General features: G+C 67.5%; 11 protein-coding genes. 3 read left to right on the forward strand and 8 right to left on the reverse strand.

Annotation, left to right across the window (positions count from 1 at the left end):
- Positions 1-49: 49 nt before the first annotated feature.
- The 5 genes from serA to AC0B44_RS14780 all read right to left on the reverse strand — a co-directional run bounded on the left by serA (position 50) and on the right by AC0B44_RS14780 (position 7,320).
- On the reverse strand, positions 50-1,642 hold the full coding sequence (gene serA, locus AC0B44_RS14760; protein ID WP_471903588.1) for a phosphoglycerate dehydrogenase: 1,593 nt from the start codon (positions 1,640-1,642) through the stop codon (positions 50-52).
- 219 nt (positions 1,643-1,861) lie between these two features.
- A complete protein-coding gene (locus tag AC0B44_RS14765) occupies positions 1,862-3,682 on the reverse strand; it encodes a SulP family inorganic anion transporter (protein ID WP_471903589.1) in 1,821 nt (606 codons plus the stop codon).
- Between the two features lie 147 nt (positions 3,683-3,829).
- Positions 3,830-4,843 carry a ketol-acid reductoisomerase gene (gene ilvC, locus AC0B44_RS14770; RefSeq protein ID WP_471903590.1) on the reverse strand — a complete coding sequence of 338 codons (1,014 nt, stop codon included), beginning with the start codon at positions 4,841-4,843 and terminating at the stop codon, positions 3,830-3,832.
- Positions 4,844-4,879: 36 nt separating this feature from the next.
- Positions 4,880-5,383, reverse strand: coding sequence for an acetolactate synthase small subunit (ilvN, locus tag AC0B44_RS14775; RefSeq protein WP_471903591.1), 504 nt, complete (start codon positions 5,381-5,383; stop codon positions 4,880-4,882).
- Positions 5,380-7,320 (reverse strand): acetolactate synthase large subunit, encoded by a 1,941-nt coding sequence (locus AC0B44_RS14780; protein ID WP_471903592.1) that lies wholly within the window; start codon positions 7,318-7,320, stop codon positions 5,380-5,382. The genes ilvN and AC0B44_RS14780 overlap by 4 nt, the downstream gene beginning before the upstream one ends.
- Positions 7,321-7,582: 262 nt before the next feature.
- Here AC0B44_RS14780 and AC0B44_RS14785 point away from each other — a divergent pair, with 262 nt between their 5' ends.
- On the forward strand, positions 7,583-8,122 hold the full coding sequence (locus tag AC0B44_RS14785; RefSeq protein ID WP_471903640.1) for a PH domain-containing protein: 540 nt from the start codon (positions 7,583-7,585) through the stop codon (positions 8,120-8,122).
- Positions 8,123-8,224: 102 nt separating this feature from the next.
- A complete protein-coding gene (gene ilvD, locus AC0B44_RS14790) occupies positions 8,225-10,066 on the forward strand; it encodes a dihydroxy-acid dehydratase (protein ID WP_471903593.1) in 1,842 nt (613 codons plus the stop codon).
- A gap of 115 nt (positions 10,067-10,181) precedes the next feature.
- Here ilvD and AC0B44_RS14795 read toward each other — a convergent pair whose 3' ends face one another.
- Positions 10,182-10,937 carry a DoxX family protein gene (locus AC0B44_RS14795; protein WP_471903594.1) on the reverse strand — a complete coding sequence of 252 codons (756 nt, stop codon included), beginning with the start codon at positions 10,935-10,937 and terminating at the stop codon, positions 10,182-10,184.
- 80 nt (positions 10,938-11,017) lie between these two features.
- Between AC0B44_RS14795 and AC0B44_RS14800 the strand changes: the two genes are divergently transcribed.
- On the forward strand, positions 11,018-12,166 hold the full coding sequence (locus AC0B44_RS14800; protein ID WP_471903595.1) for a PQQ-dependent sugar dehydrogenase: 1,149 nt from the start codon (positions 11,018-11,020) through the stop codon (positions 12,164-12,166).
- 69 nt (positions 12,167-12,235) lie between these two features.
- Here the strand turns inward: AC0B44_RS14800 and gatB are convergent, their stop codons facing one another.
- Entirely contained in the window at positions 12,236-13,747 is a 1,512-nt protein-coding gene (gatB, locus tag AC0B44_RS14805; RefSeq protein ID WP_471903596.1) for an Asp-tRNA(Asn)/Glu-tRNA(Gln) amidotransferase subunit GatB, read from the reverse strand.
- A gap of 67 nt (positions 13,748-13,814) precedes the next feature.
- Positions 13,815-14,846, reverse strand: coding sequence for a 6-phosphofructokinase (locus AC0B44_RS14810; protein ID WP_471903597.1), 1,032 nt, complete (start codon positions 14,844-14,846; stop codon positions 13,815-13,817).
- Positions 14,847-14,857: the final 11 nt, after the last annotated feature.

The following is a 14,857-nucleotide window of genomic DNA, read 5'->3' on the forward strand; positions in this document are numbered from 1 at the left end:
CACCGGACGATGCTGGGTTCGAGTACGCCCGTGGGCGCCCCGGAAACGATCAGGACAGGTCGACCTGCGCGACACGCGCGTCGAGCTGCTCGACGATCTGGGTGACCTCGTCGTCGCCGACCACGCGGTCGACACGCAGGATGACGGTCGCACCCGGGCCCTCGGCATCCTGGCTCAGTGCTGCGGCCTGGATGTCGACACCCGCATTACCGAGGACGGTGCCGAGCGTTCCGAGGACACCCGGGCGATCCTGGTAGTGCACGATGAAGTTGTGGCCCTCGGCCCGCAGGTCGAAGCTGCGGCCGTTGATGTTGACGATCTTCTCGACCTGCTGCAGACCGGTGAGCGCACCTGCGACCTGCGTGACGTGACCGTCGGCGGCCACGGCACGCACCTCGACGGCGCTGCGGTGGGTCTGCGCTTCGCTGACCTTGTCGACCTCGACGGTGACGCCGCGCTGCTCGGCGAGCTTCGGGGCGTTGACGAAGGTGACGGGCTCGTCGCTGCTGGCGGAGAACAGCCCACGCAGAGCCGCGAGGCCGAGGATCTCGACGTTCTCGGCGGAGAGCTCGCCGCTCGCGACGACCTGGACGTTCTGGACCGCCTCGGGCGAGAGGGTGCCGGCGAGCAGGCCGAGCTTACGAACGAGTTCGAGCCACGGTGCGACCTCTTCGCCGACAGGCCCGCCGGAAACGTTGACGGCGTCCGGCACGAACTCACCGGCGAGCGCGAGCAGCACGCTCTTGGCGACGTCGGTGCCCGCGCGGTCCTGTGCCTCGGAGGTGGATGCGCCGAGGTGGGGGGTGACGACCACGTTGTCGAGGTCGAACAGCGGCGAATCGGTGCACGGCTCGGTGTTGAAGACGTCGAGTCCGGCGGCGCGGACCTTGCCGGAGACGAGAGCGTCGTACAAGGCGGTTTCGTCGATGAGGCCACCGCGAGCGGCGTTCACGATGATCACGCCGTCCTTGGTCTTGGCGAGACGCTCCGCGTTGAGCAGACCGGCGGTCTCCTTGGTCTTGGGCAGGTGCACGGAGATGAAATCGGCCCGGGCGACCAGTTCGTCGATATCGACGAGTTCGATGCCCAGCTGCGCAGCGCGTGCTGCAGGCAGGTAGGGGTCGTAGGCGATGATCTCGGTCTCGAACGCGGCGAGACGCTGCGCGAAGAGCTGGCCGATCCGGCCGAGGCCGACGACGCCGACGGTCTTGCCCAGGATCTCGGTGCCGTTGAAGCTCGAACGCTTCCAGGTCTTCTCACGCAGCGTGCGGTCGGCGGCCGGGATCTGGCGTGCGGTGGAGAGCAGCAGCGCCACGGCGTGCTCGGCGGCGGAGTGGATGTTCGAGGTCGGGGCGTTGACGACCATCACGCCGCGTTCGGTGGCGGCGGCGATGTCGACGTTGTCGAGGCCCACACCTGCGCGGCCGACGATCTTCAGGTTGGTGGCTGCGGCGAGCACCTCTGCGTCGACGGTCGTCGCCGAGCGGACCAGCAGTGCGTGTGCGTCGGGCACGGCCGCGAGCAGCGCCGGGCGGTCCGGGCCGTCCACCCAGCGCACCTCGACACCGTCACCGAGCGCATCGACGGTCGACTGCGCAAGCTTGTCGGCGATCAGGACTACTGGACGGCCATTCTGGCTCACGTGTGGACTCCCTGTGTCGTGAATATATGGTGGTCAGCGGCGCCGGCGCCTGACGTAAGGCGTGTTCACCCGCGACCGCTCACAGTTTAGTGCCCTGCCTCCTACCGCGGGCCCACCGGGATCGTCCACGGCGCCGGACAGGCGGGTGACCGCACCATTTCACGCGACCGAACCCGACCGCATCCGGACAAAAGCACCTTGGGGCGGCGTCGAATTCGGTCATCTGTGCCTGCGGAGTCGCAGTGCGGCTGTGGTCGGGCGGACGTCGCGCCGTGCGCTTCTGTGGCGTCCGGCAACTCCCGTCGGTGAGATGTCCGGACGTGCACGAATTGTCCTGCGCGTGATGCCGGTGTCGTGGCGATGCCGGAACGCGATCACCGCGGCCCGAGGAGTGGGATAGAACTGGTCCCGGTGGAAGCGGTTGTCCGACTGCATGCGCAGCAGCGTTTCCCTCTCCTGACCCTCCAGTGCCGCAAAGACGAACCGAATCCCGTTGTGCGACAGGTATTCGTCGAGCCGCTCGATCTCTTCGACCGACGTCGTGTCGAGATCGGTGATCGGATCGGCCACCAGAATCACCCACTCCACCCGATCGGTTCGCTGCTCGACGAGTTCACGCACATATCTCGTGAGAATCGAGCCGTTCGCGAAGAACAGCGGTGCGTCGAACCGCGCCAGAAGGAGCCCCCTGATCCGGTGACCTTCCGGATGGCGCGCTCTGTCGTGATATCCCGCGATCCCGGGGACCTCGACCAGTTCGGCACGGTGGGGCCGCCAGGCCTGGATCACCAACGCCATCAGCGAGAGCGCGATCGCGATCAACACGCCCCGCAGGACACCCGTGAGGATGACGGCCACGGATGCCGCTATACACAAACCGAATTCGATCTTGGCCACGCGCCACAGATGCCGGACCTTGCCGAAATTGAACTGCGCACTCACAGCGACGATGACGACAGCGCTCAAGGCGGACCGCGGAAGGTCTGCTGTCACGCCCGGAGCGAGCAGAAGGAAGGCCGCGACGGTCAGCGCTCCCACCACTCCGGCGAGTTGTGTGTGTGCGCCCGCACGCTGGAGAACGGGTGTGCGGCTTCCGCTACCGCACACCGGGAACCCTCCGGTGACACCGGCCGCAAGATTGACGGCACCGAGAGCACGCATCTCGGAGCTTCCGGTCACGTCCTCACCCCGCTGAGACGAGAAAGCGCGGGAGACCACGGAAGTGTCGGCGAATCCGATGACAGCGATCGCGACAGCAGGACCGAGCAGAGTTGTCACGTCGCTCATCTCGAGCCCGCCGAGTGCCGGTCCCGGGAACCCCGACGGGAGTGCACCGACCGTCTCGACTTTGTCGCGCAGCCCGAAAGCGGCTGTGACGCCGGTAGCCATGACGACCCCGATCAGGATGCCCGGAACTCGTGGCCACAATGCCTGTATCACGACGATCAGGAGCAGGGTCGCACCTCCGAGGAGGAAGGCGACCGATTCGAAAGCGCCCCCGCGCACCGCATCCGCAGCGTTGCGGAGGTTCGCGAAGAGGTTGGTCTCGCGGGTACTCACGCCGAGCAGGTGGGGAAGTTCGCTCGCGATCACGATCAGTGCGATGGCGTTGAGGAACCCGACCCGGATGGGGTTGGACAGCAGTTCGGTGATGAATCCGAGGCGAAGAATCCCGCTGCACAACAACAGAATTCCGACCATCAGGGCTAGCAGACCGGCGAGAGCCACTGCACGTCCGGGATCTCCTGCCGAGGCGAGGGGGATCACCGCCGCAGCGATCAACGGTGCCAGGGCGGAGGACGGAACGACCACGAGGATGCGCGACGGACCGACGAGCGCGTACACGAGCATCGGCACGATCGTCGCGTACATGCCCATATGGGCAGGCAGTCCCGCCGCCGCGGCGTAACCCATGCCGGTGGGCACGAGCAGTGCGCTGACGATCAGACCGCCACCGATGTCGGCCCGCAGCCATCCGCGCTGGTATGCGCGCGCCGTGGCGATGCCGGGGAGCCGGCTGGCGGCGGCCGTGAGCGACATTTGCCAAGTATGGTCCGCCGATGCCGTCCCCGTCCGGCACCTGGAGAGATCAGCTCGGCACGCGATGATCCCCGATTCACCCCGGAACGACGGCAGCCCGCCACCTTTTCGGGGTGGCGGGCTGCCGTCGTGGCGCTCGGAGACGGACTATGCGGTCTCGGTGATCGGGCGATCGACCCAGCTCATCAGGTCGCGCAGCTGCTTGCCGACGACCTCGATGCCGTGCTCGGCGTTCTCCTTGCGGAGAGCCTCGAGCTCCTTGTTGCCGTTCTCGACGTTGGCGACGAGACGCTTGACGAAGGTGCCGTCCTGGATGTCCTTGAGGATGTCCTTCATGCGCTCCTTGGTGCCGGCGTCGATGACGCGCGGGCCGGAGAGGTAGCCACCGAACTCGGCGGTGTCGGACACCGAGTAGTTCATGCGCGCGATGCCACCCTCGTACATGAGGTCGACGATGAGCTTGAGCTCGTGCAGGCACTCGAAGTAGGCCATCTCGGGCGAGTAGCCCGCCTCGACGAGAACGTCGAAGCCGGTCTTGACGAGTTCTTCGGTGCCACCGCAGAGAACGGCCTGCTCGCCGAAGAGGTCGGTCTCGGTCTCTTCCTTGAAGGTCGTCTTGATGACGCCCGCGCGGGTGCCGCCGATCGCCTTCGCGTAGGACAGGGCGAGAGCCTCGCCCTCACCCTTGGGGTCCTGGTGGACGGCGATGAGCGCGGGAACACCCTTGCCGTCGACGAACTGACGACGCACCAGGTGGCCGGGGCCCTTGGGGGCGACCATGCCGACGGTGACGTTCTCCGGAGCGTTGATCAGTCCGAAGTGGATGTTCAGGCCGTGGCCGAAGAACAGCGCGTTGCCGTCCTCGAGGTTCGGCTCGATGTCGTTGGTGAAGATCGACGCCTGGGCGGTGTCGGGAGCGAGCAGCATGATGACGTCGGCCCATGCGGAAACCTCGGCCGGCGTGCCGACGGTGAGGCCGGCTTCTTCTGCCTTGGCCCGCGACTTCGAGCCTTCCTTCAGCCCGATGCGCACGTCGACGCCGGAATCACGCAGGCTCAGCGAGTGCGCGTGCCCCTGGCTGCCGTATCCGATCACAGCGACCTTGCGGCCCTGGATGATCGACAGATCGGCATTGTCGTCGTAGAAAAGCTCGACTGCCACAGTTCCTACCTCTTTCAGCAAATGGGTGTGTTCAGGCTAACGGGTAGCCGTGATGGACTTGGGACCGCGTCCGACGGCAACGACGCCGGACTGAACGATTTCCCGGATCCCGTACGGCTCGAGCATGCGGAGAAGCGCATCCAGCTTGGAGCGGGTGCCGGTCGCCTCGATCGTGAGCGACTCGGGTGACACGTCGATCACCTTGGCGCGGAAGAGATTCACCGTTTCGATGACCTGGGTGCGAACACTGGCATCCGCGCGCACCTTGATGAGCACGAGTTCGCGGGCGACGGACGCCTCGTCCTCCTGCTCGACGATCTTGATGACGTTGACGAGCTTGTTGAGCTGCTTGGTGACCTGCTCGAGAGGGAACGCGTCGACGGTGACGACGATGGTCATCCGGGAGATATCCGGAATCTCGGTGCCGCCGACGGCAAGCGATTCGATGTTGAAGCCGCGCCGCGAGAACAACGATGCGACTCGGGCCAGCACGCCCGGCTTGTCCTCGACGAGGACACTGAGGGTGTGGCTCGTGCTCACTTGGTTTCCTCCTCGGCTGCGCCCTGACGGCCGCGTGCATTGTCACGTTCGATCACCGCGTCGACGACGGTGGCGTCGTCTTCGGGAGTGTCCTCGTCGAACAAGGGACGGATGTCGCGGGCAGCCATGATCTCGTCGTTGCCCGTACCCGCGGCGACCATCGGCCAGACCTGCGCGTCCTTACCGACGATGAAGTCGATGACGACCGGGCGATCGTTGATCTCCTGCGCCCGCCGGATCGCCGGTTCGACGTCTTCCTCACGTTCGACGCGGATACCGACGCAGCCGAGTGCCTCTGCGAGCTTGACGAAGTCGGGGATACGCAGCGAGTGCGTGGACAGGTCGGTGTTCGAGTACCGCTCCTCGTAGAACAGCGTCTGCCACTGACGGACCATGCCGAGGTTGCCGTTGTTGATCAGCGCGACCTTGATGGGAACGCCTTCGACGGCGCACGTCGCGAGTTCCTGGTTGGTCATCTGGAAGCAGCCGTCGCCGTCGATGGCCCACACCTCGGTGTCCGGGCGGCCCATCTTGGCGCCCATCGCCGCGGGCACCGCGTAGCCCATCGTGCCGAGTCCACCGGAGTTGAGCCACGTGCGCGGCTTCTCGTAATCGATGAACTGCGCCGCCCACATCTGGTGCTGTCCCACACCGGCGCAGTAGATCGCGTCGGGGCCGGCGAGCTTGCCGACAGCCTGGATCACGAACTGCGGCGACAGGGAGTCGTCGGACGGGCGGTCGTAGCTCAGCGGGTAGGTACGACGGATGTCGTCCAGGTATGCCCACCATGCCGTGTAGTCGAGCGTGGTGTTCGTGGCGAGATGAGCCCGGATCGCCTCGATCAGCTCGACGAGAACCTCTTTGCAGTCACCGACGATTGGGACGTGCGCGTGCCGGTTCTTGCCGATCTCGGCCGGATCGATGTCGGCGTGGATCACCTTGGCGTCCGGCGCGAACGAATCGAGCTGGCCGGTGACGCGGTCGTCGAAGCGGGCACCGAGAGTGATGAGCAGGTCGCTCTTCTGCAGCGCCGCGACCGCCGCGACGTTGCCGTGCATGCCCGGCATGCCGCAATGAAGGGTGTGGGTGTCGGGGAACGCACCGCGCGCCATCAGGGTGGTGACCACCGGAATGCCGGTCAGTTCGGCGAGTTCGAGCAGTTCCGCCGAGGCGTCGGCCTTGATGACGCCGCCTCCGACGTAGAGCACCGGCTTGCGCGAATCGGCGATCAGTCGCGCTGCTTCGCGGACCTGCTTGCCGTGCGGCTTGGTGACGGGCCGGTAGCCGGGCAGGTGCATCTCCGGCGGCCAGCTGAACGTGGTCTGGGCCTGGAGGATGTCCTTCGGGATGTCGACGAGGACCGCGCCGGGACGCCCGGACGACGCGAGGTAGAAGGCCTCCGCGAGCACGCGGGGGATGTCGGCGCCGTCGGTGACCAGGAAGTTGTGCTTGGTGATGGGCATCGTGATGCCCGAGATGTCGGCTTCCTGGAAAGCGTCGGTGCCGATGAGCGGCCGTCCGACCTGGCCCGTGATCGCCACGAGCGGGACAGAGTCCATCTGTGCGTCCGCGAGCGGGGTGACGAGGTTGGTCGCACCGGGCCCGGAAGTCGCCATGCACACGCCGACCTTGCCGGTGGCCTGGGCATATCCCGTCGCGGCGTGGCCTGCACCCTGCTCGTGCCGGACGAGGACGTGCCGCACTCGCTTCGAATCGTAGATGGGGTCGTAGACGGGCAGGATCGCTCCGCCGGGAATCCCGAAGACCGTATCGACGTCGAGTTCCTCGAGCGCTCGGACGACCGACTGGGCGCCGGTTACGCGCTCGGGCGCGACCGGGCGCCGGGAGGCGGGGTTCGCCGCGGCGGCGGCGGTGGCAGGGGTACTGGCCCCCGGCTTCCGCGGCGAGGGTTGAGGCCGTGCGGTTGGTGCGCTCACTGCAATTCCTCTGATTCTGGCTCCGGGCAACAAAAAACCCTCGTCAGCGTGTGCTGTACGAGGGTGGCGCGTCGTGGGCGAGTTGCAGAATGCGGCTCAGGCGACGACGCGCCGGCCGATTACGAGCAACCCATTCTGATTCACGCGCTTGACGGTAGGCGCATGGTGTGGAGACAGTCAACTTGGTGTGGTTACTGTCCCAGAATGTGAGATGCCGCGGCTGCAGTGACAAGATGTAGAGGTGTCATCTTCACAGCAGCCCGTGCCACCTCCCCCATCATCCCACACGCCCGATTCGACGACGCAGGTCATCCAGATTTCGCGCCTGTCGTTCCTCGCGTGCGGAATTCTGTTCCTGGCGCTGGCGTCCCCCGCCCTCGCGTGGCCCGAAGCCTTCGCGTGGACGCTGGTGATCCCGTTCCTCGTCGCCGCGTGGGTCGTGCGCGTGCGCACCGTCGTCGTCCCCGAGGGAATCGTCGCCCGCTCCACCTTCTCCACCACGACCATCCCGTGGGAGTCCCTGAAGGGGATCCGCTTTCCCAAGCGCGGCTGGGCCCGCGCAACCCTCGAGGACGACTCCGAGGTCGCCCTGCCCGTCGTCACATTCGGTCGCCTGCCGCAACTCGCCGAAGCCAGCGGAGGGCGCATCACCGACCCGTACGCGGCCGCCCGCGAGGCGCGCGCCGCCCAGGAGTCCTCTGCCGAAACCTCTCCCGCCGACACCTCTCCCGACGACGCCGAGGACGAATCCGTCCCGCGCGACGACGTGACGGAAACGGACTCGGGTACCGAGAGCAAATAGCACACGAGTAAATTCGATCGTGCCGACACCCGGAGCACGCCCCAGCCCGGCGACCCGGATGCGGTCCGCCGCTTGCGCACACCCCCGTCAAGGAAGTCAGCCATGCCCCCGTTGAGGTCACGCACCACCACCGTCGGACGTAATGCAGCCGGCGCGCGCTCGCTGTGGCGCGCCACCGGAATGACCGATTCCGACTTCGGCAAGCCGATCGTCGCGATCGCCAACTCGTACACGCAGTTCGTTCCCGGCCACGTCCACCTCAAGGATGTCGGCGAAATCGTCGCCAAGGCCGTGAAAGAGGCGGGCGGCGTCGCACGCGAGTTCCACACCATTGCGGTCGACGACGGCATCGCGATGGGCCACGGCGGGATGCTGTACTCGTTGCCGAGCCGCGAAATCATCGCCGACTCCGTGGAATACATGGTCAACGCACACACCGCCGATGCGCTGGTGTGCATCTCGAACTGCGACAAGATCACGCCGGGCATGCTCAACGCCGCGATGCGGCTGAACATCCCGACCGTGTTCGTCTCCGGTGGACCGATGGAAGCCGGCAAGGCGGTCGTCGTCGGCGGCGTTGCGCAGGCACCGACCGACCTCATCACCGCGATCTCCGCGTCGGCCAACGACGCCGTCAGCGAAGAGGGCCTCGACGAGGTCGAGCGCAGCGCGTGCCCGACGTGCGGATCGTGCTCGGGCATGTTCACCGCCAATTCGATGAACTGCCTCACCGAAGCTCTCGGCCTGGCCCTTCCGGGCAACGGCTCGACCCTGGCGACCCATGCGGCGCGCCGCGCGCTGTTCGAGCGCGCCGGCACCACCGTCGTCGAAGCGGCGCTGCGGTACTACCGCGACGGCGACGAGTCCGTGCTCCCGCGCAACATCGCCACTCCCGCCGCGTTCCGCAACGCGATGGCGCTCGATGTCGCGATGGGCGGATCGACCAACACGGTGCTCCACACCCTCGCGGCCGCGCAGGAAGGCGAGGTCGACTTCGACCTCGACACGATCGACGCGATCAGCCGCAAGGTGCCCTGCCTGTCGAAGGTCTCCCCCAACTCCGACTACCACATGGAAGACGTGCACCGGGCCGGTGGCATCCCCGCACTGCTCGGCGAACTGCGCCGCGGTGGACTGCTCGAAACCGATGTGTCCACGGTGCACACCAAGAGCTTCGACGAGTGGCTCGACACCTGGGACATCCGCTCCGGGAAGGCGTCCGACGAAGCGGTCGAGCTGTTCCACGCGGCTCCCGGCGGAGTGCGCACCACGGAACCGTTCTCGACGGACAACCGCTGGTCCTCGCTCGACACCGACGCGGCAGGCGGTTGCATCCGCGACGTCGAACACGCCTACACAGTCGAAGGCGGACTGGTCGTGCTGCGCGGCAACGTCGCGCTCGACGGCGCGATCCTCAAGACCGCGGGCATCGACGAGGACCTGTTCTCCTTCCAGGGTCCGGCGCTCGTCGTCGAGTCCCAGGAGGAGGCGGTCTCGGCGATCCTGCAGAAGCGGATCAAGCCCGGCGACGTCATGGTCGTTCGCTACGAAGGCCCCAAGGGCGGCCCGGGCATGCAGGAGATGCTGCATCCCACCGCATTCCTCAAGGGCGCCGGCCTGGGCAAGGTGTGCGCACTGATCACCGACGGCCGGTTCTCCGGTGGCACCTCGGGCCTGTCGATCGGGCACATCTCCCCCGAAGCTGCCGCCGGTGGCACGATCGGGCTCGTCGAGACCGGCGACCAGATCCGCATCGACGTCGCGACCCGCACCCTCGAGGTACTGGTGTCCGACGAGGAACTGGCCACCCGCCGCGCCAAGATGGAAGCGTCGGAGCGGCCGTGGCAGCCGGTCGATCGTCAGCGCACCGTCACCACCGCGCTGCGCGCCTATGCCGCGCTGGCGACGTCGGCGGACAAGGGTGCGGTGCGGCACGTGCCGTGATCCTCGATCCACAATGAACGAACGGCGGGGCCGCGCATCGTGCGCGGCCCCGCCGTTGTCAGTCCTGTCGGCGTTGTCAGGTGCTGTCGGCGGTGTCAGGTGCTGGCGGGTTTGTTCAGCGAGCGAACAGCCAGAGGCACACGCCCGCGGCGACACCGAGCAGCAATGCCACGAACGACCCGAGGAACGGGCGCGTGGCCCATTTGCGCGGACCATCCGCCGCGATGCGTCCGGGTCCCGTGAGTGTCAGCGCGACCGCCGTTGCCGCGAGCAACACCTCGTACTCGAAACCGGAGCGGTCCGACGCGAAGTACTGCACGCCCGGCTCGAGATTGTGCTTGTACAACACGGCGTTGATCATGATCGCCACGACCGCCGCCGCAGCGAGCGGCGTCAGCAGGCCGAGGACGAGCAGTGCGCCCGCCGCGGTCTCACCGACCGCACCTGCGATCGCGAGCACGCGCGGCTGCTGGTAGCCGGCTTCGCGAAGAAGCTGCTCGAAGCCGTCCAGTCCGGGCCCGCCCCACAACCCGACGAGCTTCTGCAGCCCGTGGGCGATCAACGTCGCACCGACGACCAGTCTCAGTATCAGCAACCCGAGGTCGAGCGTTCCCCGGCGCGCCTTGGGCGCCCGCGGATCCGCGCCGGTCACGCTCCCCGGAGTGTCGGGCACGTGACCACCGGAGGCGTCCGGGCGGTACATCTGTTCGGTGGGCGCAACGTGCGCCCCGCTGCCGACCGACGACCCGTCGAAGTCGAGGTCGTCCTCGGTTTCCAGCCGCGCCGCGCGGGGGCGGCGCATCTGGAGCGTCGGCTCGTCGTAAGGACTCGATCCTGTTTCCGGCGTTCCGCCGGTTCCTTTGTCGGTCACGTCACACAGGGTAGGACCTTCGGGGGGCCGCGGACGCCGCATCGGGAGGTGACACGCGGGGTGCCGGTAACGTTTGCGGCATGACGTGGGGTTCGAAGTCGACAGGTTCACGCCGTGCGCGCACGGCGGCGGTGGCACTGGCCGTGGGGGTTCTCGCGGTGTCGTCCTGCGCGCGGTTCGACGACGCGGCGTCCACGCCGTTCACCCCCGAACCGACCTTCGATTCCGGCCCCGGCTTCGGTCCGCAGGACCCGACCACGACGACGCCGAGTCCGAGCGCGTCCGCCATCCCGCCGGGACCCTGCGTGGATCCCGATCCCGCGGTGGTCGCCACCTGCCTCGACACGACCGGCGGGTTGGTGACCCTGCCGGGCGGCGGGGCCGCGCTGGTAACCGAACGACGCACCGGCAGGATTCTGCAGGTGGCACCCGAGACCGAGCCGGTAGAGGTCGCCAAGGTCCCCGTCGACGCGTCGGGTGACGGCGGACTGCTCGACGTGGCCCTGTCCCCCACCTTCGACGAGGATCGTCTGCTTTACGCCTACATCACCACGCCCACGGACAACCGGGTCGTGCGCATCGCGGCCGGCGACACGCCGAAAGACGTTCTCACCGGCATCCCGCGCGGCACGACCGGCAACGGTGGCGCCATCGAATTCTCGTCCCCCACAGAAATGGTCGTCCTCACCGGAAACGCGGGAAACAGCTCTGCCGCAACGGATCCCGACTCACTGGCCGGCAAGCTCCTCGAGTTCGCCCTTCCGGCCCCCGGTACCGCACCCGCGCCGACGGCGCTGCTCTCCGGCATCGGTACCGCCGGAGACGTGTGCCGCGATCCGGGCGGGAACCTGTGGGTGACGGATCGGACCGAACTCGAAGATCGTCTCCAGCGTGTCGGTGCCGACGGCTCCGTCGGATCGGGTCCGGCATGGACCTGGCCCGAGCGCCCGGGTGTGGCCGGATGCGCAGCGTCCCCGGACGGGATCGCCGTCGCCCTCACCGACGCGAAAGCCGTTGCGGTGGTCGCGATCGACCCGGGATCGGGTGCGGTCACCGCCGCTCCGATCCTCACCGTCCAGGACCGCTACGGGATGCTCCGCGGAGCAGCGTCGTCGCCCGACGGTCTCCTGTGGATCTCGACCGTCAACAAGTCCGGTGGTGAGCCCGGCCCGAACGACGACCGCGTCGTGCGTATTCAGTTCCCCGCGGGCGGCGGTGGTTTCGACTAGTGGGTTCCGGCTGAGGCTCGTCGCCGGGCCGCTCGTCGCCGGGAATCTTCCCGGCGACGAGGCGTCGGGTCAGCTGCAGGCAGCGATGACCAGTTCCTTGACGCGAGCCGGATCGGCTTGGCCGCGTGTCGCTTTCATGACGTCGCCGACGATCTTTCCGGCTGCCTGAACCTTGCCGGAGCGGATCTTCTCAGCGATGTCGGGGTTCGCGGCGAGCGCTTCGTCCACGGCCGCCTGCAGTTTGCTGTCGTCGCGCACGACGACGAGTTCGGGATGCGCGACGAGAATCTGCTCGGGATCTCCCTCACCTGCGAGCACGTGGTCGACGACCTGGCGGGCGACCTTGTTGTTGAGCTTGCCGCTGTCGATGAGGGCGACAACCTGCGCGACCTGCGCGGGGGTGATCGGGAGGTCGGCCAGTTCGACGCCGCGCGTGTTGGCCTGCTGCGTCAGGTACGACACCCACCAGGACCGCGCGGCGTCGGCGGGAGCACCCGCCTCGGTGGTCGCGATGACCAGGTCGAGCGCGCCGGCGTTGACCAGGTCGCGCATCACCTCGTCCGAGACGCCCCAATCCGCCTGGATGCGGGCACGACGCAACCACGGCAGCTCGGGAAGGGTGCCACGCAGTTCTTCGACCCAGGCGGCGTCGGGCGCGACCGGCTCGAGGTCGGGCTCCGGGAAGTACCGGTAGTCCTCCGCGGTCTCCTTGCGGCGGCCCGCGGAGGTGGTGCCATCCGCCTCCTGGAAGTGGCGGGTCTCCTGGATCACCTCACCGCCGGAGAGGAGCACCGCAGCCTGGCGGCGCATCTCGTAGCGCACCGCCACCTCGACGGACTTGAGCGAGTTGACGTTCTTCGTCTCGGTACGGGTACCGAACTCCTTCGCGCCGATCGGCATGAGCGAAATGTTCGCGTCGCACCGCATCGATCCCTGGTCCATGCGCACATCCGACACGTCGAGCGCGCGGAGCAGATCGCGCAGGGCCGTCACGTAGGCGCGGGCGACCTCGGGTGCGCGTTCCCCGGCACCGACGATCGGCTTGGTGACGATCTCGACCAGGGGCACGCCGGCACGGTTGTAGTCGAGCAGCGAGTGGCTCGCCCCGTGGATCCGGCCGGTGGCACCGCCGACGTGCAGCGACTTACCGGTGTCCTCCTCCATGTGCGCGCGCTCGATGTCGACGCGCCAGGTGGTGCCGTCGTCGAGCACCACGTCGAGGTAGCCGTCGGTGGCGATCGGCTCGTCGTACTGCGAGATCTGGTAGTTCTTCGGCTGATCCGGGTAGAAGTAGTTCTTGCGGGCGAATCGGCCCCACGGGGTGATCGAGCAGTTCAGTGCGAGCCCGATCCGGATCGCCGATTCGACTGCCGCCTTGTTGACCACCGGCAACGCTCCCGGCAGACCGAGACACACCGGGCACACCTGCGTGTTGGGCTCGGCGCCGAATCCCGTCGGGCAGCCGCAGAACATCTTGGTGGCGGTGTGCAATTCGACGTGCACCTCCATGCCCATCACGGGCTCGAACTTCGCGAGCACGTCGTCGTAGGCGAGCAGGTCGGCAGACACAGAGGCAGTCATGCACCTGATTTTAGACCGCGCCCGGAACGGGGTGGCGCGGGCTCGCACCCCGCCACCCCGCGCGGGTTCAGCCGAAGAGAACGCGCATTTCCTGATAGCGCGACTCGGGGACGAACTTGGGGTCCGCGAGCGACTCGTCGAACCCGACCCGGGCGATCTCCGTGCCGTGCAACGCGACCATGTGTCCCCATTCCTCGTCGGCGACCAGATCGGTCACCGCCATGCCGAGGCGGGTCGCGAGCACCCGGTCGAACGCGGTGGGGACACCGCCGCGCTGGATGTGCCCGAGCACGGTGGCACGCGTCTCGATACCGGTCCGCTCCTCGATCAGCGGCGCGAGCACCTCACCGATACCGCCCAGCCGGGGACGGTCGAACCCGTCGAGCCCCTTGGTGGAATACGCCTCGTCCATGTCCGGGAATTTGAATCCCTCCGCGACGACCACCATCGGGGCGCGTCCGCGGTTGCGCACACTGAGCACCCATTGACAGATCTGTTCGAGACTTTCGGGGTGTTCGGGAATCAGGATGGCGTGCGCGCCACCCGCGGTCCCGGAGTGCAGCGCGATCCATCCCGCGTGGCGGCCCATCACCTCGAGAACCATGCACCGTTTGTGGGAATTGCCCGTCGTGCGCAGCCGATCGATGGCGACGGTGGCGATCTCCACCGCGGTATCGAAACCGAAGGTGTAGTCGGTGTTGCTGAGATCGTTGTCGATGGTCTTGGGGACGCCGACGATCTTGATCCCGTCCTCGTAGAGGCGCTTCGACGCCGCTGCGGTCCCCTCACCTCCGATGGCGACGACTGCGTCCACCCCGAGCCGGTCGAGAGTGGCCTGGATGTTCTGGGCGCCGCCCTGCGGCCCCTGATACGGACCGAATCGGCTGGTGCCGAGGATCGTTCCGCCTTGCTGTGCGAGACCGCGAACCCTGCTGCGATCCAGCGGAACGGCATCACCCTCGACCAGTCCCCGCCAGCCGTCGAGGAACCCGACGAACTCCTGGCCGTGGACTTCCGTGCCTTTCAGGACCGCGCCGCGGATGACGGCGTTGAGGCCTGGGCAGTCCCCGCCGCTCGTGAGAATTCCGATCGTCGTCATTCCTACCCTCC

This window comes from Rhodococcus sp. NPDC019050, from assembly GCF_055664235.1.

Bases quoted from the DNA above. Each gene is read 5' to 3' on its own strand.
- AC0B44_RS14765 (WP_471903589.1), bottom strand. From the start codon at position 3,682: ATGTCGCTCACGGCCGCCGCCAGCCGGCTCCCCGGCATCGCCACGGCG.
- ilvD (WP_471903593.1), top strand. From the start codon at position 8,225: ATGCCCCCGTTGAGGTCACGCACCACCACCGTCGGACGTAATGCAGCC.
- AC0B44_RS14800 (WP_471903595.1), top strand. From the start codon at position 11,018: ATGACGTGGGGTTCGAAGTCGACAGGTTCACGCCGTGCGCGCACGGCG.
- gatB (WP_471903596.1), bottom strand. From the start codon at position 13,747: ATGACTGCCTCTGTGTCTGCCGACCTGCTCGCCTACGACGACGTGCTC.
- AC0B44_RS14810 (WP_471903597.1), bottom strand. From the start codon at position 14,846: ATGACGACGATCGGAATTCTCACGAGCGGCGGGGACTGCCCAGGCCTC.